The sequence below is a fragment of the Bacillus sp. CFBP9009 genome (genome assembly GCF_036541465.1).
Lineage (GTDB): Bacteria > Bacillota > Bacilli > Bacillales > DSM-1321 > Peribacillus.
Window position 1 is genome coordinate 17,789 of sequence record NZ_JAZHFU010000004.1, and the last position, 20,315, is coordinate 38,103.

General features: G+C 40.3%; 19 protein-coding genes and 1 pseudogene. 2 read left to right on the plus strand and 18 right to left on the minus strand.

Annotated elements, in window-relative coordinates; all coding sequences use genetic code 11:
* Positions 1–5: 5 nt before the first annotated feature.
* From V3595_RS13140 to V3595_RS13155, 4 genes are all read right to left on the minus strand, one after another.
* Entirely contained in the window at positions 6–524 is a 519-nt protein-coding gene (locus V3595_RS13140) for a hypothetical protein (protein WP_402897196.1), read from the minus strand.
* Between the two features lie 16 nt (positions 525–540).
* On the minus strand, positions 541–1,527 hold the full coding sequence (locus V3595_RS13145) for a heme-dependent oxidative N-demethylase family protein (protein ID WP_485907621.1): 987 nt from the start codon (positions 1,525–1,527) through the stop codon (positions 541–543).
* Positions 1,528–1,574: 47 nt separating this feature from the next.
* Positions 1,575–2,987, minus strand: a complete 1,413-nt coding sequence (locus V3595_RS13150; protein WP_485907623.1) for a purine-cytosine permease family protein — start codon at positions 2,985–2,987, stop codon at positions 1,575–1,577.
* An 82-nt stretch (positions 2,988–3,069) separates the two neighbouring features.
* Positions 3,070–3,300: a hypothetical protein gene (locus tag V3595_RS13155; RefSeq protein WP_137019981.1), complete on the minus strand. Its 231-nt coding sequence runs from the start codon at positions 3,298–3,300 to the stop codon at positions 3,070–3,072.
* 296 nt (positions 3,301–3,596) lie between these two features.
* On the opposite strand from V3595_RS13155, the gene V3595_RS13160 reads away from it, so the two are divergent.
* On the plus strand, positions 3,597–5,258 hold the full coding sequence (locus tag V3595_RS13160; RefSeq protein ID WP_485907625.1) for a sigma 54-interacting transcriptional regulator: 1,662 nt from the start codon (positions 3,597–3,599) through the stop codon (positions 5,256–5,258).
* Between the two features lie 368 nt (positions 5,259–5,626).
* Here V3595_RS13160 and V3595_RS13165 read toward each other — a convergent pair whose 3' ends face one another.
* The 11 genes and pseudogenes from V3595_RS13165 to V3595_RS13215 form a co-directional block, all read right to left on the minus strand.
* Positions 5,627–6,403, minus strand: a complete 777-nt coding sequence (locus tag V3595_RS13165; protein WP_485907627.1) for a YibE/F family protein — start codon at positions 6,401–6,403, stop codon at positions 5,627–5,629.
* The gene (locus tag V3595_RS13170; protein WP_485907629.1) at positions 6,400–7,539 is read right to left on the minus strand and encodes a YibE/F family protein; all 1,140 of its coding nucleotides are present in this window, start codon (positions 7,537–7,539) and stop codon (positions 6,400–6,402) included. Before V3595_RS13170 ends, V3595_RS13165 begins: the two co-directional genes overlap by 4 nt.
* 621 nt (positions 7,540–8,160) lie before the next feature.
* Entirely contained in the window at positions 8,161–8,499 is a 339-nt protein-coding gene (locus V3595_RS13175; RefSeq protein WP_485907631.1) for a VOC family protein, read from the minus strand.
* Between the two features lie 145 nt (positions 8,500–8,644).
* The gene (locus V3595_RS13180; protein ID WP_485907960.1) at positions 8,645–9,178 is read right to left on the minus strand and encodes an SRPBCC domain-containing protein; all 534 of its coding nucleotides are present in this window, start codon (positions 9,176–9,178) and stop codon (positions 8,645–8,647) included.
* A 175-nt stretch (positions 9,179–9,353) separates the two neighbouring features.
* Positions 9,354–10,769, minus strand: coding sequence for an amino acid permease (locus V3595_RS13185; protein WP_485907633.1), 1,416 nt, complete (start codon positions 10,767–10,769; stop codon positions 9,354–9,356).
* A gap of 51 nt (positions 10,770–10,820) precedes the next feature.
* The gene (locus V3595_RS13190) at positions 10,821–11,582 is read right to left on the minus strand and encodes a dimethylarginine dimethylaminohydrolase family protein (protein ID WP_485907635.1); all 762 of its coding nucleotides are present in this window, start codon (positions 11,580–11,582) and stop codon (positions 10,821–10,823) included.
* A gap of 199 nt (positions 11,583–11,781) precedes the next feature.
* Positions 11,782–12,960 (minus strand): amidohydrolase, encoded by a 1,179-nt coding sequence (locus V3595_RS13195; RefSeq protein WP_485907637.1) that lies wholly within the window; start codon positions 12,958–12,960, stop codon positions 11,782–11,784.
* A gap of 45 nt (positions 12,961–13,005) precedes the next feature.
* Positions 13,006–14,349, minus strand: coding sequence for a YfcC family protein (locus tag V3595_RS13200; protein WP_485907962.1), 1,344 nt, complete (start codon positions 14,347–14,349; stop codon positions 13,006–13,008).
* Between the two features lie 166 nt (positions 14,350–14,515).
* Entirely contained in the window at positions 14,516–16,132 is a 1,617-nt protein-coding gene (locus V3595_RS13205) for a M20/M25/M40 family metallo-hydrolase (protein WP_485907639.1), read from the minus strand.
* 184 nt (positions 16,133–16,316) lie between these two features.
* A complete protein-coding gene (locus tag V3595_RS13210) occupies positions 16,317–16,448 on the minus strand; it encodes a hypothetical protein (RefSeq protein ID WP_485907641.1) in 132 nt (43 codons plus the stop codon).
* Positions 16,445–17,306: pseudogene (locus tag V3595_RS13215) on the minus strand (dimethylarginine dimethylaminohydrolase family protein). Before V3595_RS13215 ends, V3595_RS13210 begins: the two are co-directional and overlap by 4 nt.
* Positions 17,307–17,481: 175 nt before the next feature.
* Here V3595_RS13215 and V3595_RS13220 point away from each other — a divergent pair.
* Positions 17,482–18,222 carry an IclR family transcriptional regulator gene (locus V3595_RS13220; protein ID WP_485907642.1) on the plus strand — a complete coding sequence of 247 codons (741 nt, stop codon included), beginning with the start codon at positions 17,482–17,484 and terminating at the stop codon, positions 18,220–18,222.
* A gap of 75 nt (positions 18,223–18,297) precedes the next feature.
* Here the strand turns inward: V3595_RS13220 and V3595_RS13225 are convergent, their stop codons facing one another.
* The 3 genes from V3595_RS13225 to V3595_RS13235 are packed head-to-tail and all read right to left on the minus strand — an operon-like array spanning position 18,298 to position 20,166.
* A complete protein-coding gene (locus V3595_RS13225; protein ID WP_137019971.1) occupies positions 18,298–18,546 on the minus strand; it encodes a biotin/lipoyl attachment domain-containing protein in 249 nt (82 codons plus the stop codon).
* 17 nt (positions 18,547–18,563) lie between these two features.
* Positions 18,564–18,854: an SAV0927 family protein gene (locus V3595_RS13230; RefSeq protein WP_137019970.1), complete on the minus strand. Its 291-nt coding sequence runs from the start codon at positions 18,852–18,854 to the stop codon at positions 18,564–18,566.
* 34 nt (positions 18,855–18,888) lie between these two features.
* Positions 18,889–20,166 (minus strand): Glu/Leu/Phe/Val family dehydrogenase, encoded by a 1,278-nt coding sequence (locus tag V3595_RS13235; RefSeq protein WP_137023103.1) that lies wholly within the window; start codon positions 20,164–20,166, stop codon positions 18,889–18,891.
* Positions 20,167–20,315 lie beyond the last annotated feature (149 nt).

Genomic DNA, 20,315 nt, shown 5'->3' on the forward strand with positions numbered 1-20,315 from the left:
GATGATCAGCTCCCTACTTCTTCTTTTCCGATTGGGATGAATGGGTAACCAATATAACCTTCCCGTACGATTGAATAAAAAGGTCCTATTTCAAGACTGGCCCTGCAATGGTCACATTCTGCAATCTCGGCTTCTTCTGCGATTTCCGACACTTCGAAACATTTCATGCAATATACGTACCGCCGTTTAGGGCCGATAATCACCGTTTGGATCTCAGCTTCAGATAGACCAGCTTCCACCCCGAGCGAGAAGATCATTACGGCATTGTTCCAAGCAGCCGCAATATAAAATTGGGTGCCCATCTTTTGTGACAAGATGACTCTCTTAATCTCCTCTTTATCTTCCATTCCATTAATGGAAAGACATTCAACAGGCACTGTTCCTGCGATTTCAGAAGTGAAACTTTTCGCCTTTTCATATCCGGCTTGATCAGAAATGACGACAAACTTTCTTCGTTCATTCCGAGGAGTAAATTTATTTACGATCGTAATGGATTTATCAAACAATACTGGACTATTGTACAAGGCACTATCCTCCTACTTATTGTTTATCTTCGCTTTTTTGTTTTTCATCAATACTCCTCAAATATTCGACCGATTGCTGAAGAAACGGGGCAATTCCTTTGTATTCAGCCATAGGTTCCGGAATATCCTGTAGTACGCTATATGTCAGATCAAACCACTCCTGGCGCAATGTCAAATCCTCCAGCGGCAGGAACTGAGTATTCAATACGAATAGAATGGCGTTGCTTCGTGGCATGCGATAAAATTTTTGTTCTTCAACACGCAAACGAACAAGTTTACCTGCATTTTCCGGTGTTATTTCAGAACGCTGCGGTCCCCATACATCCATCGTTTCATAGTTGACATCCCAACGGTCCGCCATCAGGTTCCAGTTAATGCGTGTCCATGGCTTTCCTGGCTCGATGGATAATAAAAACTTACGAACCCGATCTGCCAGTTCATCACCTTTCCGTGATACAAATGGAACAGGCGCATGGATCTCATCAAAGGACATGCCTTTATTCCAGTTAGCCGAGAAGAGTGCGGCGTATGAAACTTGCCCCACTTCCAAATAGAAATTACTGTCGCGATGAACCATTAAAACAAAATCATTATGGAAATGGCGGCCTATATAATCAAGCGGCTCATTTGGAAGCGTGCTGGCATCGCCATACACGAATGATTCGGTTTCACCGAAAATGTGGTTCTTGAAAGTCCAGTTGTCACCATCTTTAATAACCTCGAAATGCTCCGGATAGCGATCAGCTGCCATGTCGATGAGCATTTCCAACACTTCCCATTGCATTTCCATTGTGTGTGAAAAAGATTGAAACCTTATATGCGGCTGTTCTTGAAGGAGACGACGCTTCGTTTCCACTTGAAGTTTGTATTCTGGTGTAACTTCAATACAGTTAACGTTTGAGAGTTTTTTCAAGTCGTTTGAATAACGATAGTTACCTGAAGTGAATGGAAATGGGAATGTATCTAAATCTGTTGTTTTGAAATCTAAACTTTGTGTAAACATTGAACAATCTCCTCTCGTTCCCTAAATTCTTTAAAGTGAGTTACTTTCTATTTAGCTTCCTTTAATTCAACAGATGGACGCTCCATGTCAACTTCAAAACGGAAAATGTATTTAGATGAAACATAGTAGGTGACTAAAGCGACAAAGTATGTTGGAATTCCGGCAGCTGTATAAAGGAAAAAGTCACTTGCTTCAAAAGTCAATGGATTATAGAGTACCCAGTAAATGGTCGTTCCGATAACTACCGTGAGAACGGCCGACGGGTTAATGCCTTTCCAATAAGTATAAGAGCCTTGCGTGTCATACAAATCCCTTATTGAAATGCGTTGGCGCTTTACAAAAAAGTAATCTGCAACGACAATGCCGCCAAGAACAGCCATAATAAAAGAAATGACAGCAATGAATGAACCAAAGGCATCGTAGAACGTTGAGCTTAGAAGTAAGAATATAGTCGGTACAGTTGTTCCCATCGCAATCATCCATGACTTTTTCGGGAATACAGTTTTAAAGCTGACAGCTTGTGAGTACATAAGGAATATGGCTGCACCGACATTCCCTACCGAAAGTAAAATCAAGCCAATGAAGCCGCCCCAACTTCCTGCGATGGAGAACATCCAGTCAGAAGGATTAAGAGATCCAGTTACTAATGCAGCAAGGGCCCCAACTAACGCGGCGATACAGACGATGATTCCATAGCTGTAGAAGCCCGCTTTAAATGCTCCTCCTTCTGTTTTAGATAAACGGCTGTATTGGCCAAGGTACGGAAGCCATGAAAAGCCGAGACCGATGTTTAACTCCAGGGCTGTCGCGAATGAACGAGAACTCGTTTCAAATGGCTCAGAAGGAAGTATATGAGCAACTTCCGTGAACCCCTGTCCAAACAAGACTATTGCGAGCAGGCCAAACATGAGAACCATAAAAACCGGAACGGCTACTGCGGTATATTTTTGAATCGCTACCGGTCCCCTCACCGTTACAAGGAATGCACAGATGAAGAGCAAAATCGAGAAAAAGGGCGCTCCCGTTGCTTGGCTTGAGAAAATCGTGGGCATCCCCATCCAATTAGCCGCCTCTGCTAACGCCTGGCCGGACATAAATAGCGCAATGGAAATATAGCCGAGAGTTAAAATAAGAAAAACAAAGAAAAAGATATTCGATCCTAAATACCCAAGTGAACTTCGAAACCCTACAAAGGTGTCTATGCCATAACGCGCAAAATAAAGGGTAATGGGAACTATCAACAGCATCGGGAAGGCGTTACCGAATAAAATCGCTGCAAGTGACTGCTTCGCGTCAAGCATTGTACCTGTGTATCCACCAGTTAACAGCCCAAAAGATGAGAGGCCAATAACAACTTGAACTAAAATTAAATCCCGAAGGTTAAAAATCCGGTCATTTTTACTTGCCGGTAAAAACCCAAAGGCCACATCCTTTGAAATGGAGGAATTCTCTTTGCTCACACGCTTCTCTCCCAACTATAGAATAATGATTGTATTGCTTGGTATAAGGCTGATATAGTTCTGGGTGATCGAAACAACTACATTAGACAAGTGAATAGATTAGGTAGGCGATGATTAAAATCATGAAAAAAATAGAACCTGTCGCATCACTCCATTTCATTTTGTCGATTTTCACGGCTTCTTCCTGCTCATACGCATTGATCCGCTCATTCAAATCTGAATATAGATTTTTAATAAAGGGATCTTCTGAATTGATATTCTGTTGGAACTGATTCTCTTTATTCAAAATCGCTTCTCCCTCCTTTGCAATCATGCTTTCTAGTCCCTTCTCTTTACTTTATTGCAATAACCATGCCAATCAGAAAACACTATGCTAACAGGATTTTCAATAGGAAGAATATTCATTTTTGAAACTATTGAACAATTGTGAAATTTCTGTAATATAAAAACTAGGAAGTTAAATGAAAGGCTGGTAGACATAAATGGATCACTTCACCTCTGCACTCTTGTCTATTTACGATCAGCTTATTGTGACAGATAAAAATGGCACCATCCTGAAATGTCGGTGGTTCCATCAAGGATGTTGAACAAGATTTATTTACTACAAGCTTGGCAGAAGAGATAATGGGCAAAAATGAAAAAAAAAGTTTCATGCAGTCCTCATGGCAGGGTCCAGAGCTGCTGGTGACGGCATACCCGATTGAATCCGGGGCATGGGTCTGGGCTTACAAAGAAATTAAAGACTCTTATCCAGATACATCAAGGGGGCAATCGGGGCCTTTATTGGAATCGAAGAAGCCATCTTTTCCATTTGTGATCCGCAGTAAACCGATGCTTGATGTTCTGCATAAAATGCAAATGGTTTGTGATGTCAGCGCAACCGTCCTGTTATTGGGGGAATCCGGGGTAGGAAAGGAAATAGCCGCCAGGGCCATACATAATATGGGTAATAGAAGCGACGGTCCATTTATACCTGTCAATTGCGGCGCCATCCCGGAAAACCTGATTGAAAGCGAACTGTTTGGCTATGTAGAAGGGGCTTTTACCAGCGCAAGGAAAGACGGGGCCAAGGGGAAATTCACACTTGCACATAAGGGTATCTTATTCTTGGATGAAGTGGGCGAGTTACCGCCTAACGTACAGGTAAAACTGCTTCGTGTCCTTCAGGAACGCGTTGTCACCCCAATTGGCAGTACGGCCTCACACCCTGTTGATATTCAAGTGATTGCCGCAACAAATAAATCGCTCGAAAAAATGGTCAAAAAAGGTGAATTCCGAGAAGACTTATATTATCGTCTTCATGTCGTGCCTATCCACCTTCCGCCGCTTAGGAATCGTGTAGATGAAATCCCCCATCTGGTTCAGTTTTTTTTACAAAAGTACAATACACTATACAATCGAAAGGTAGCTTTCACACCGGATGCAATCGACTTGCTATGTATCTATCAATGGCCCGGCAACGTGCGCGAACTTGAAAATACAGTTGAAAGGCTTGTGATTACTAGCGGAATACCCGAAGTGGATGTTGCGTTGGTTAGAGAGGTGCTTCCTTTTAAAGGGCCCAACAAACCCACTTCACTACCTGTCATCGATTTTCTAATGCCTTTGCAGGAAGCAGTCGACCTTGTGGAGGAACAGCTGATCAACATGGCGATGGAACAATACAAATCATTGAAACTAGCGGCAAAGGTATTGGAAGTCAGCCAGCCGACGATGAGCAGGAAATATAAAAAATTACGTAATAAAATTGAAGAGGCAAGCTTTTCACCAGTGGATAAACGGGCCATTTTAGAAGAACAAATAAACCAGCGGCTTCGATCCATTGCCGTTGTAACCGCAGCTATCATTCCAGCTGAGGAGGTTATCAGTCTACAAAAAAATATGAACCGGCAAACTTCCTATTCCCAGAAATTAAAACAAAAACTTACCATGATTCAAGAAAAGGAAGGCGTAATTGAATGGGTCTTTATATTTATCATGACGGATGATGGACGTCTGATTCACCTCGTTGCAGACAAAGGCTTTGTAATTGAACCGGGGGAAGAATATATGGGTCCCCCGGAAATGGTTAATGTCGCTTACCAGGCGTTTAATGGTAAAGCGGGTGTTACTCCCATATACGAAGACAGGTACGGTGAGTGGAAAACAAGTTTTGCGCCAATCATTGATGATGACGGCAGTATCGTTGCTATTGTCGGATGTGATTACAGCAAAGCCTATTTCAATTCGGAAATGCAACGTCTCCGTAAGCAACTCAATATACATGTTTAATTTCGAAATGCAGTCATGCATTATCAGACCGACTGAATACTAGAGTAAAAAAAGAAAAGCTGATTACAGGAGCCGTCTTGAACGGGCTTCTGCAGTCAGCTTTTTCGTTATTATCTAACCATATACATCTTGAACGTTATGAAGGAATTAAAATGGCATTAATGCCACCCATTTTTTTGATCTAACTATTTTTTTCAGATTGACCACACTTATATAGGCAATATTATATGTTGTTCTTCCACTAAATATAAACTGTTAAGAAGATTTGGCAGAGCATATGGATACTCATTGCAATGCTTTTACGGAACAACCCAATGACTTATTCCTATTATACAAATGAGTGCTCATAAGCCTTTTTGCCATGAAGCCTATATAACTTTCTCTTTATTTTCTCTTTTTTTCACCAAAGAATAAGCAGTAATTAAAGCAGTAATAGGAATTATCAGGGCTACACCTGTTCCAGCACAAAATATAGTGATCATTTCAGCACTAAATATTTTTGAGTTTACGATTTCTCCAACAGAGTAGGATAAATCTTTAAACCATATAAGCAATGCCAAATAGCCTCCAAAGAAAGCAAAAAATAGTGTATTCGTAGATGTACCTAAGATATCCCTTCCAATACTTAATCCAAATGTGAATAAATCTTTCTTGCTAATGGATGGATGGTGAAGAAACATTTCTCGCATGGGAGATGAAATGGCCATGGCTGTATCGATAATCGCGCCAATAGTACTCATAATAATTACTGAAGCTCCAATTTTAACAAAATCTACTCCAATATAAAGGGAAAAGATGCTAAGCTCTTCTATTTCTTCTTCACCGAAACCTTGTATCATCGCATTTTCCGTCACAATGACAATAAAAATGAGTACAATAACAATCGTGATAATAGTAGAAATGAATGCTGTTTTTGTTGTACTGTTCACTTCGTTAATAAAAAATAAATTAATATAACTAATCACCGTACATGCAATCAATGTTACGATATACGGATCATTATTTGGATTTGTCATAAAAATGATGGTAAAAAGTAACACACCAAAGTTTAGGAACAAAGCAAAAAATGAACGTGCCCCTTTTTTTCCGCCAATCAAGATCATCAATATTAATAGTATAAACGCTAGCAACACTAATACATTCATTGTCTTTCCCTCTTTCGATTAATGAAAAAAATAGAGACATATAGACCTATCGGAATAGTTAACACGATTCCAATACCACCAGCTAGGGCACGGGCCAATTCCAATGTAAGGTTCATGGAAAGGGTAAATCCCAATGCAGAAGCATTTTTCAAATATAAAATAATCATAGGTATTGAGCCACTTATATAGGCAAAAAACAAAATATTTGTCATGGTTCCCATAATGTCTTTTCCAATCTCTAACCCTGAAGTTTTAAGTGCTTTTACTGATATGTGGTTATTCTTTTCATACAACCCAAAAATCGAAGAAGACATGGTAATGGCTATATCCATTACGGCTCCTAAAGATCCGATAAATAACCCTGCCATAAACACCATTTTATAAGGACGAGTGATAAATTGCATTTCTTCATATCGAAGGCCATTTTCGGAAGTTACCCACATAACAAGATAAGTAATGAACAGCGATAAAAAAGTCCCTAACAGTGTCGCAATAATAGCTGCATATGTTTTTTCATTAAAACCGTTAACGAGTAAAAGGGAAAGGACCGTAAATAGAATGATACTTATACTGCATATCAATACCAAACCAATGTCTGATGAATTCAAATAAAAATCTAATGCATATGACAACAATATGGCATTGACTGCCAAACTTATAATTGAAAACAGGCCTTGCTTTTTTCCAACGATAAGTAATGTAAAGATAAAAACCCATGCTACAATCAACACAAATTTATCACGCTTTACGTCTTTTATGGTTCCAGTTAACTCTGAATTTTCTTCTGTCTTTGTATCAATCGAAACAAATAAATCATTTCCAACTCGATATTCTTGATCAAAAGCTCCGGATGAGGAATATTCATTCTTTAAATGAATAAGTTTTCCTTTTTCTTCTCCATTTTGTATTTCAGCTATTATACTCTGGGTAAATAGTCGATCTTCATTTTGATACATATCATTCAATTCAGTTGAATTTTCCAGATTTGTTTTGATGACTTTGGCTATTGGATGTTCATAGAATGAATAATTGTGATGAACAAAGAAAACAGAGGTAACAAAACAAAGTGCTATGACGGCGTACAAAGAAACATGCTTGTAACCCATTTTTTTAATTTTATTTACGATAACATTCAAAGTAAAACCTCCAATATCGGGTGGGCAAAAAAGGCAGGGAGGAGCCAGAATTGACTGACTCCACCCCGCCTTACTAGTATTTGATTTATTTATCTTATCATGAATGGATTTGGTTTGCGAAAACAAAGTCCGATTTACCTTCTTAACGTCTTCCCCGGTAGGATGGGAAGAAGATATTGAGATGACATTCGGGAAAAAAAGCAGAGCACAATGCGGATCATGAAGACACCCTTACCACTAACAATCCGCTGACTCAATCCCATTCAAACAAGAATTTCACCAGAGATGTTTTGTCTTAATTCTTCTGTTGTCTACACTTTGGACTCCGTACATATTTACAAACCACCCTTTGTGTATAATTAAATTAAAATATTCTAGCGAGGTCTATATCTAAATATATAATATTCTCTTGTCACTATTATGCGTATCGTCAGGAAAATGCGGATTTACAACGTTAAGAAAAATTCCAATATAAAAAGCCCAATTTCTCACCATTTAAATTGAGGAATTGGGCTTCTTAAAAGCGCCTGATGCTGAATAATATGGAAATACTTCAGTTGTTAAATGCTTAACTTTTGATAAGGTCACCGTACCTCACTGAACTGCGTTTTTTACTCCAATTTAACACAGTACTTCAACGTTAAATCCTCCGGGCGCTTCTACGTAGAAAGTATATCTGTGTAAATGTTTTGGAGGTTTTACCTTGAATCCATCATCTTTCAACCGCTGATTGATTCTGTTAACTTGTTCTTCATTTTCTTGTATGAAACCAACATGAAAAGTCTTGGGGTATTGTACATCGCTTCCTTTCATTAGAGTCAATATGGATCCATCATCATCTTTCATTGCAGCGAACCCATCTCCTCGACTCCCTGCACATGATAAACCAAAATATGTTTCTAAAAACTCACGTGAAGCTGTAACATCATTAACAGTTAAATTTATGTGATTGATCTTCATTACTTCCCCCAATTTTAATATTATTGTTGTCTTTTCCATCTCAATCTGGTAAGAAAGTTAATTTTCATATGCTTTACTGCCCTTAGCGACATAAGAAAAGCGATCCTGCTTAAGGAAGAATCATACTTGTTTAATAGAATGCTAATTACCCTATCTTTTGAACCTTTTCGAGAAGGTCATCGAGGCGGTAAAATTGTGAGGCACATCCTTGGACTACACCCATTTCCATTACTTGCTGAAGTCCCTCGACTGATGCGAATCGAGAACGCATGATAAGTTTTGTCTTACCCTCGTGTTCAACAAACGTCAACGTTACCAGTGTAACTGGCATACCGTCGGCTGCGTTGCCTTCTTCATCTGCAAACATATCCGTGAAGACAATCTTCTCCGGCACGATTATTTCTTGATAAACAGCTTTACCCCAAGATTCTTGGCCATGAAATTCACCATGGTTTTCATCTGTGCACCGCATGCAATAATGCCATACGCCGTCAGGCTTAAAATTAAACTCCCGATTTTCCGTTTGCCATCCCTGCGGTCCCCACCAGCTAGCCAAACGCCCAGAATTTGAAGATGCTTTAAAAACAAGGCCCCGCGGCCCGTCAAATATACGCTCCATGACGAGATCCCGCCCCTCTACGCCCGTTGTGATGTTGTTAGTCACTTTGTTATCAGACATGTTAATTCCTCCTTCCTCTCTTGTAAGATATTCCTTCCACTTCGTCACAATGTCAGTATTTCCCTTCCGATTCTGTAAATCATCACAGTGACCGCAACCTCAAGATTAAAAAAAGGTCAGCCAGTAAAAACTGGCTAACCTTTTAATACGAACGGGCAATCGATATAGAACTTTATTACAAAATTTTTTCATTTTCATAGTTAGTGTTTGACTCTACTTTCTTCGCCAATTTAAATTTATAGAATAATATAGAGGCTACCAAAAATCCTATTCCATAAAACAGTCCAACTCGTTGAGTAGGGTCAAAGGCAAGGAATACTAGAATCAGCAAACAAAAGCCTAAACAGAATAACGGGACAAATGGGTAAAATGGTACTATGTATTGTAAATCTTCCGTTTTACCACCCGCTTTTATAAACTTCCTTCTAAACATATATTGCGATAAAGCAATTCCCATCCAAGAGATCGTGACGGAAATTCCAGCTATGGACATAAGTATCACGAACACAGTATCCGCCGCAATGAAGCTGGTCAATAACGATAGAAGCGAAAAGCATATCGTAAAAAGAAGGGCATTCAATGGCACTTTCCTTTTGGACAATATACCAAACACCTTAGGTGCCATTCCATCATGGGCCATCGACCAAAGCAAACGCGTGGAAGCATACAGACATGAATTCCCCACAGAAAGAATGGCTGTCAAAATAATGAAATTCATGATACTTGCTGCATAAGGTATCCCCGCTATCTTCATCAAAGTTACAAAAGGACTTTCCAATAAGCCTAATTCCGAAGCAGGGAATATGGCAGAAAGGATGATAATGGACGAAATGTAAAAAACAATGATTCTAAATAGTACGTTTCGAATGGCTTTAGGGATGTTCTCTTCAGGTTTTTCACTTTCCCCTGCCGCTATTCCTATTAGTTCAGAGCCTTGGTAAGAAAATATTACATTCATCATTGTCACAAAGATAATTGTAATCCCGCCTGCTGGAAAAAGACCAGAAGGAGCCAAATTCTCAAAGAATGGGGTTGGACGATCAGATAAAGAGACAAAACCAAAGATGCCAGCGATCCCAATCAAGATAAACAAAATCACTGCAACGATTTTTATTCCAGCGAACCAATATTCCGCCTCTGCAAAGCCTCTTGTCGTTAATGCATTCAATGTAAATAAAAGCACTATGAACACAGCACACCAAATCCAGGTAGGACTATGGGGGAACCATTGTTTCATCAATATTCCTGCTGCCGTAAACTCAACTCCTGCAGTTGCGGCTGAACCTACGAAATACATCCATCCTAGAGAGAAACCAGCGGAAGGCCCAATATATTCGGCAGCATATTTTTGGAATGATCCAGTAACCGGCATATGAACGGCTAGCTCGCCAAGGCAGACCATGACCATATACAAAATAAGACCACCGGCTAGATAACCGATCAGGGCTCCTCCTGCCCCCGCTTGGTTAATTGTATAGCCTGCATTTAAAAAAAGGCCTGTACCAATTACGCCGCCAAGTGAAAGCATAAATAAATGGCGTCTTTTCATTGAGCGTTGCAGCTGATCATTATTCTCCAGTCCATACCCCATATAATCACGTCCTTATCTTATCTATTAGCCTATGCCTTCTCCCAAACCATCTTAGAACCTCAATGAGAGACAACTAAGGCCGCCATCTTGTTTTTGAAATTCCGACATTTCCACTTCAATCACTGTGTATCCCAAATCTTCAATTTTTTTCTTTGTACCATCAAACCCTTTTGGGACAATAACGCAGTCGTTCATTCTGACGCAGTTACCCGAATATTCTTCTTCCTCTTTTACGGATATTTGATTAAAGCTAGAAAAAGCCTCGTGATTAATGAATTCCCCTGCCACTAATAAATTATTGTCTCCCAGGTAATTGACACCCGTTTTTAAATGAAAGAATTTCTTAAGGGGAATGATGGTCGTATCATAACCATACTTACCCATGATATCTTTGAACTGCAGAGCACCTGCTTCATTCGTTCTGGTTGAAAGGCCAACATAGAAGTGATTTTCAACTTGCATTACATCTCCGCCATCTAACATACCTGGTGATTGAATATATTCGATTGTTTCATAAAAGTCCTTTAAAACTTCTTTCATTTCAAAAATCTCACCATTACGGCTATCTGCACCAGGATTGGTTACAAGTGCACATTTCGGGGTCAACACTGCGGTATCTTCTACAAACGTAGAATCAGGGTATCTTTCATCAGATTCGAGAACGGTCACTTTCACACCGCAGCGTTTTAATGCTTCTACATAAGCCTCGTGTTGTACAAGCGCTTTTTCATAATCCGGGTTTCCTAAATCCGATGTTGTTAAGCCAGTTACAAAACTTTTTCCAATCTTTCTTACAATCGCGTGATTAAACATATATATTCCTCCTAAATAGGTAGTTTATCTTTTTAAAATGTGGAATACCTTTTTGCTCCTGCCGTAATTTATATGGAGTTTCTTTTATTCCAGAAGCGGAAATTACAGATATATAGGTATGATAGAGAGAAGAGACAACCGAATTCCTCTCTTAAACTATAACGGGTGCCCCTTCTTAGCCCATGCTTTCTCAATTATTTTAATGACTGCACAATTTATCCGCTATTCCTACAAAATATCTTACTCCATACCCTAAAGCCTTTTCATCGATTTTAAATTTAGGATGGTGTAGAGGATAAGCTTTTCCAAACTCATTATTATGGACGCCTAGAAATTGCATGGAAGAGGGAACGATTTCGGAAAAAGCCGAAAAATCTTCTGTTCCAAACATGGGATCATCAACCTTGATGATGTTATTCTCTTCAAAAATACCTTCCATGACCGTTCTTGAAATATCAACAGCAGCTTTATCATTTACCACTGCTGGATACCCTAAATACCAAGTAATTTCACATTTTGCCCCATGCGCTTCCGAAATCCCCTTAACGATTTGCTCAAGATGCTCTCTTGCTTTCACACGGCTATCAGAGTCCAAGGAACGAATTGTACCACCGATTTCCGCATATTCTGGTATGACATTGAGCGCACTTCCGGAATGGAACTGAGTGACTGAAATGACTGGTGTCCTAAGTGCTGAAATTTTTCTGGAAACGATATGTTGAATATTCGTCGTAATTTCGGCACCAATGATCAGCGGATCTACCGTTAATTCCGGAGTCGACGCATGACCGCCCTGACCAATAATTTTAATTTCAAAATCATCGGCTGCAGCACAGAATACCCCTTCCCTTAAACATATTTTTCCTGTTCGTTCATAAGGAGTAACATGCAGTGCAAATGCATAATCCACTCCTTCCATGACCCCTTTTTTCACCAATTCCTGAGCTCCCCCAGGCAGTACCTCTTCTGCGTGTTGGAAAATAAACCTGATTTCTCCATCAATCGTATCTTTTTTTCCGGAGAGGACTTTAGCAGCACCTAATAACATCGCAGCATGTGCATCATGTCCGCATGCATGCATAACCCCAGGATTTTTTGATTTGAATTCAATTTCTGCTTCCTCTTCAATCGGGAGAGCATCAATATCTGCACGAAAAGATATGGTATTCGATTTTCGGGCAGATTTTTTAGTTCCTTTAAGAACCGCTAAAACGCTCGTTTCGGTTGGTCTCGTCACTTCCAATCCTGAAAAGGTTTTTAATTTCCTGTAGATAAATTCAGAAGTCTGGTGCTCCTGATATGAGAGCTCCGGATTTTCATGAAAATGACGTCTCCATGAAATCACTTCATCTACAAGCGTCTCCTGTATTGTCTTCATCATAAACGCCTCCTATTAGTGCCAATATTCAGATTTTTCAGATCTTTAAAAAGGGCCATACTGTATGCTTTGAGCAATGATCAAAAAGATAATCGCTATCGCAAACTGAATCAGAAGATATGGAAACACCCATTTTACCCAATTCGTAAATGATATGCCTGCCACTGCCAATCCAGCCAATAGCACTCCAGAAGTCGGAAATATCATATTCGAAATCCCATCCCCTAATTGGAAAGCTAATACTGCTGTTTGTCTTGTCACACCCATTAAATCCGCTAATGGAGCCATGATCGGCATCGTCAATGCAGCTTGCCCACTTCCGGATGGAACAATGAAGTTAAGAAATAATTGGACAATGAACATTCCGATTGCATTTATGGCGGGAGGAAGTTGTTCAACCAATCCTGCAGCATAATATAAAATGGTATCCAGCAATCCGCCACTTGTAATGATGACTAGGATTGTCTGCGCAACTCCTATTATCAATGCCCCAGAAACCATATCGCCTGCTCCTGAAATAAAACCATTAGCCATTTTGGATGGAGTTAAGCCTCCAATTATGCCCATAATGATCCCGCTTAATAAAAACAAGCCGCCAATTTCACTTATATACCATCCTAATTTAATAACTCCATATACTAATAGGATAAAATTCACCAATAAAATAATTAAAGCGGCGCTATGTCTCTTACTTATCCTAAAGTTTTTATCAAAATGTGCATGATCTTCACGCCTGAATTTCCCATACTCCCCCAGTTCAGGGTTTCTTTTAACCTTCATTGCATGGAAATAGATGTACAATACTGTAACGACATAAAACACTGCAAGAAGAGCGATTCGCAATCCCATTCCCGAATACATAGGCAGTTCTGCAATGCTTTGGGCAACTCCTACATTAAAAGGGTTCGTAATGCCCGAAATGAATCCAGTCGCCAATGTCCCAAGCATGACGATCGCAAAACCCGTAAGTGCATCAAAGCCTAATGCAATCGTCATCGGAACAATGATCGCGATATAAACTAATGCATCTTCAGCAGATCCGATCAGTGTCCCTAATGAAGCGAAGATCAATACCATCAGCGGAATAAGCAATTTCTCTTTTGTTCCGAATCGGACAGCCACAAACTTAATGAAAGAATCCAGTGCTCCTGTTGCCTGCATGATTCCCAATGCTCCGCCAAACAAAAAGACGAACAAGATAATTGATGCTCCTTCAATCATCCCTGCGTGAATACTGCTGAACATTTCCAATAATCCCACTGGTGTTGATTCTACGAATTCAAAGGAAGTGGGATTGACTACACTTCGGCCATCCTTTTCAATTCTTTCATATTGGCCTGCAGGTAAGATATAGGTTAAAACCGTCACTATTACAATTACGATAAACATTAAGACAAAAGGATTAATCCCTTTTTCCGGTAACTCCGTTAGTTGGTTAAGTGGCTTATTATTCTGATTAAGCGGCTCGGAAGTGATTTGACCATTAGGCAGGTCATTCATATAAATACCCCCAGTTAAAGTTTAATACTATTAATCCAGTTTTCCTGTCGGACCATCACTTCTCAACCAAACACTTAAACATACTCTTTACTAACTTCTCCAGCATAACGGGCGTATGGACGAAGGCACTATCGATGTGAAGGCGCTCAGTACGCTGGTGTGCATCCTTGCCGAATGGACCCACATTAAGTACGGGTGCCTGAAGTTTTTGCATATCAGCAAAAGGAATGCTGTAAGTATCGCCCCAGACCGGTGTATTTTTTTCAAAAGCCGTCCAGCCATCAGACTCATCAGAATATTGAACATAGCTTAAATCGCAAATGCCATTAAAATAATGAATTTGGCTGACTTCTTCATCAAGCATGCTGGCAGTTTCCTTCATTAATTTCACAGATTCCATGATAAGCGGATCATCGGACGTATTGACGGCTGGATAATATGGCGGTGCGAACAGCAATACAATGGCGGGTGAAAGCTCCTGACATTGTATCATCAATTTTTCAGCGATCCTAAATGATTTTTCCCGCTCATCCAAATCCATGATTCCTTTAACTTCACTCTTTATTTGCTCAACAAAACTGCCGCCAAATTTGCCCTCGGCATATGAAAGTAACTTTTCGTAGCGCAATACTTGTACTTCACCTATACCTTCAATTTGTTCACGCAGACAAAGAGCTTTATAAGATTCATTGCATTTTATCGCTGCTTCGTTTGCAACCTGCTCGAATAAATCCATTATTTCTGCAGCTGTCCTTTTCATAATGAACACATTATAAAGCGCTGCTGCACGATAAGGTGTCTGTGTTGAATATTGTAGTTTCAGATCTTTTTGCTGAAGCGATACTGGTAAAGGTGTTTCCTCGCCAAGATCACTTTCCTGAAAAAGAGTGTTCCACTCCATGAGCTGCGTGAGGAATGAGGCTATATAGTTAGCCGTTATGCCCTTTAATGGCTCACCCACATGAGTTTCTTTCCCATAAAAAAGGGCAGCGGGCATGATTTTCCCCAAAGTTCCGGAATAAATATAATGGCTATTATCGCCCGGCTTCTGTGAAAAGGAAGGTTCACTATTAAAAAACATTTTATAGTAAAGGTCATATTTATCACGTAAAGACACAAGTTCTTTAACTGCAGCCCTCATTCCCGCAGAATTCACTTCCTCATCAGGAACGGTTAACAGCAGGAGATTGATCGGCCATTTTTCAATGCTTGCCTTTTCGATGATAGCCATATGAAGGGCAAGCCCCATTTTCATATCCATTGTTCCTCTACCAAACAAGTACTTTCCTGATTCAAGATCAATGCGCGCTTCTTCCGGTAGATCATCTTTTCGGTCATGAAGTTTTTTTGTGAGCTCCTCCGGCTGAAAAGCAAGAGTCTCAAGATCACCGTATTCTTCAGTATGAACCGTATCAAAATGGCTGATTAATACAACGGTCTCCTTGCTATCGGAATGTTTATAAAAGGCATTGACAAAATTCCTCCCTAAATCAGCCTCGTGAAGCGATAAGTACGCCGGATTCCTTTTAAAATATTCAAGCTCCCTCAATTTCTCTTGAACCTTATAAGGAAACGTCCGTTCCCCCAATGTAAGAGTACGGCTTTCCCAGCTAACAAGTTCACATAACAAAGCACGGAGCGTTTCTGGAGTACCCCATAGTAATTGACTCATTGTAATCCCCTTTCCGATTTTCATCAAATATTAGAGTAATAGCAGGAAGAAACACTTAACGGAAATTCCCGATATATAAAACCGCAGTGACAAACAGCTCAATCCACCGTCCTGATTTTGTAACTCCGACATTTGCAGCTCAATCGTTTTATATCCAGCTTCATTCAATTGACGGGCCGTCTCTTCATATCCCTTCGGAACGAAGCTTCCACGTAAGACGCATCTGTTTCATTACTTTTTCATAATCAGGTGTGCAAAGGTCGGATGCCGTTAATCCATTTACATACCTTTTTCCTGGTGTTTTTACAATTATCAATCCCCCTTTGTACGCACCACCGGGCAGGTTAAACAAGTTGGACCGCCAGTGCCTTTGTAACTGATTTCAGTTCCTTTGTATTCATAAACCGTTGCTCCGGCATCAAGAAGCTTTTGCTTCGTGTAAGCGTTACCAGAAGATATCACGCAAACCCGCGGAGCGATGGCAAGCACATTACAGCCCAAGTTCAAGTACTCATCAACCGGCACTTCGATAAGCTGAATGCCTCGTTCAATAAGCAGTTTTCTGAAAAAGACAGGCATAAGGCGGGAATGAACTACGGCTAAATCATGGTCGACTAGGCTGATGAAAGACATAAGATGGAGACACTCTCCCTCTCCTTGATCATGCGGCAGCTGAACTACGATGAAATCATCCACAAGATGCGGTCATTTCCTTTAATTGCCGAATGGCTTCTGCGTTTGTACGATAACCATGTCCGACAACCAGGGTTTTATCATCAAGCCAAATGATATCACCGCCATCCGCGACCGCATCACCCGTTAAATACCCAATAATCGGTATGTTCTTTTCCTTGCAAAATTCCTTGTATACATTAGCTTCAGGCTGCCTCAATTCTTTCCCTGACTTTAAAATAATGGCCCCTTGGCTTGTGAATTTGACCGGGTCATGCGCATATAAGGAGTCAATCCCGACTACCGAAGATGCTGGCAAATAATCGATGTTTGGAACATATTTCTCCAAAATGGAAATAAAGTCACCATACTCTGTTAGCGCTTCGTTGAAATCTGGCTCTTCCGCAAAGTTGAAGTTCCGCCATGCTTGGCTTAAATGCTCTTGACTAATAAAAGCTTCTTTCGGATGTTTTACAATGACACGTTCCAATGGTTTGTACATGGACGAACAATATGTCACTGCCTCCCCCTCCTTTTCCGCATAGCGGAAAACATTTCCGCCAACAGGAATTTTTCTTTTATTATAAAATTAGTTTTGGTATAATGTCAATATGTTTTAAATATTCAAATAAATCAGCGTTATATACAACTTGGAATGAAAGATAGGTGGTTTGTTTATGCAATCGATCGACCGTGCCATGAACGTTATAAAGGTGCTGGTTTCCAATTCATCGGAAAACTGGCTGTCAATTACAGAACTTTCTCAAGAGTGTGATCTTCCTGTCAGCTCCATGCATCGTTTGTTAAAAGCGATGTCCTCGCATGGATTAATCCAACAGGACGGGCACTCCAAACAATATGGTTTGGGTAATATTTGGCTCGAATACGGTTTACGTATGTATGACAAAATGGATTACATCAGCCAAATAAGGCCTGAACTGGAAAGACTGATGAACAAAGTGGAGGAAAGCGTCTATCTTAGCCAGCCAATCGGAATGGAATCACTCGTTATCGAACGAATCGACAGTGAAAAAAGCCAAATCCGGGTTTATGACCAGCTTGGCTCACGAGTTCCTTTGCATATTGGGGCCGCCAATAAAGCGATGCTCGCCTATATGCCATATAAACAAGCGAAAAAAATTGTAGATGCTCTTCTGCCAACTCAAGAAAGAGCAGATTTTTGGGATATATTGCAAGAGACTAAAATGAAGGGACATGGAATCAGTCACAGTGAAAGAACAGAGGGAACATGTTCTGTTGCCGTGCCGATATTGAACCATTTTGGGGAAGTTCACGGTGCGGTGAGCATAGGTTTTGTCAGCTTTAACCTGACAGAAGAAAGACTTGATTTCCTCATTAAGAATGTGATGGAAACTGGCAATCGGGTTTCTGCAAAATTGGGGTATAGGGGACCATGAATAAGCGAGCAGTGGTGGATTATCGGATAAGCCGAAAAAGAAGATGAATCATTTCATCTTCTTTTCGTTTTTATATTAATCGCTGCCGGTCACGAATAAATCTTCCCTGAAATAGGCGAGGACCTCGCCGGCCACCACAGGTTCGCCCTCCAATACCTCCAATGATTCTATCTTTCCGCTGACACCAATATCAATGATTTCCACACATCCATCTGCCTTCTTAATCTGAAATAATTGTTCCCATTCGTAAAATCTGGAATTTTTGGATATTGAAATTTTTTCAATCCTGCCATCACAAGGGCTTAGAATCACATCAACGTACATTTACATCATTCCTTCCTTCAGTATTCTTCAAAATGAAATGGAGTTTGTAACACTAACTTGAGAAAGTTTTGGAACTCAGGTATATCTTCTTGTTCAATGCCCAGGGTCGGGGCCCAGTACTGATCTAAATTAATATCATTGGCACAAAGCAGGATCATTCTTCCGCTTTGCATGGAAGTCACCATTGCTTTACCGAAAAACTGGCCCGAATATACAATGGTCACATCATATCTATAATCTTGTGACAATAAGCAATAATGATGAATAGCCTGGTTTTCTTTATTTTCGGAAAGAATATCAAAATTCAACGGATTGCCTCCTTTCTTGTAAGCCCTAATTCGTTCAGAACCTGACCCAACCTCGTAGCTGGGATGCTTCAGCTATTTTGCGAATCCCTTCAATGTAAGCCGCCACTTTCATGTTCACGGAATATTTTTGTGAAGTATGGTAGACATTCAAAAAGCTGGCCGTTATCTTTTCCTTCAATCGTTCATCCACAAGCTCTTCCGTCCAGTAATAACCTTGGTTGTTCTGGCACCATTCAAAATACGAGACTATCACCCCTCCTGAATTCGCCAAAATATCCGGGACTAGCACTATACCTTTATCATCAAGAATCTTGATTGCTTCCTTTGTGGTCGGACCATTTGCTGCTTCAATCAGGATTTCACATTTTAATCGTGTTGCATTATCTTTATTCACCACTCCGCTGATGGCTGCGGGAATCAGCACATCACACTCTTTTTCCAATAATTCTTGATTGGATAACGAATCTTTGTATAAGTTCGAAACGACCCCAAACGAGTCCCTGTTCTCCAAAAGGTAAGGAATGTCCAAGCCATTCGGATCATATAAACCTCCAAGCTCATCCGCTATTCCGACAACCTTAGCCCCCATTTCATGTAAATACATGGCCAAATGACTGCCAACATTCCCGAATCCCTGAATGATTACCCGCATGCCTTCAATAGGAATCCCCTTTAAATCACATATCATTTGAAGTGTGTATAATACTCCTTTGGAAGTGGCCTTTTCCCTGCCCTTCGATCCCCCTAATCTCAGAGGCTTTCCTGTAATGAAGCCGGGTGAATCGAATTCCCTGATGTGATCGTATTCATCCAGCATCCAGGCCATGATTTGTGAATTCGTATACATATCAGGTGCCGGGATATCTTTTGTAGGTCCCACTATTTGACTTACTGCCCTGACATACCCTCTGCTTAATCGTTCAAGCTCAGATGAACTCATCTGTCTGGGATCACACACAATGCCGCCTTTCGCCCCTCCATATGGAAGATCGGTTATTCCGCATTTCAAGCTCATCCACCCGGCCAATGCCTTAACTTCTTCGGGAGTGACATCCGGGTGAAACCGAATCCCCCCTTTAGTTGGACCGGCTGCATCATTATGTTGAGCCCGATACCCTTGAAACATCCTTGTCTCCCCATTATCCATTTGAATAGGAATACAGACTTCCAGAAAACGCATAGGCGCTTTTAGAAAATCAAAAACCTGATCTGGATAGTTCAAAACATGAATCGCTTCTTTTAAGATATCCTGGAATTCTTGCAATGGATTATCCAATTGACGTTTTTCTATTACCTTAATTTTCTCTGTCATTTTAGCACCTCACTTATATTCTTATAACTTATTAAGCAACTTTCGTGCCAGCTTTGAGGATATTATGTGGATAGCAATATACCGCCATTTCCCAATCATCAACATCATCATGCAACCATCAGGAAATATGTATTAATTCATAAGCAATT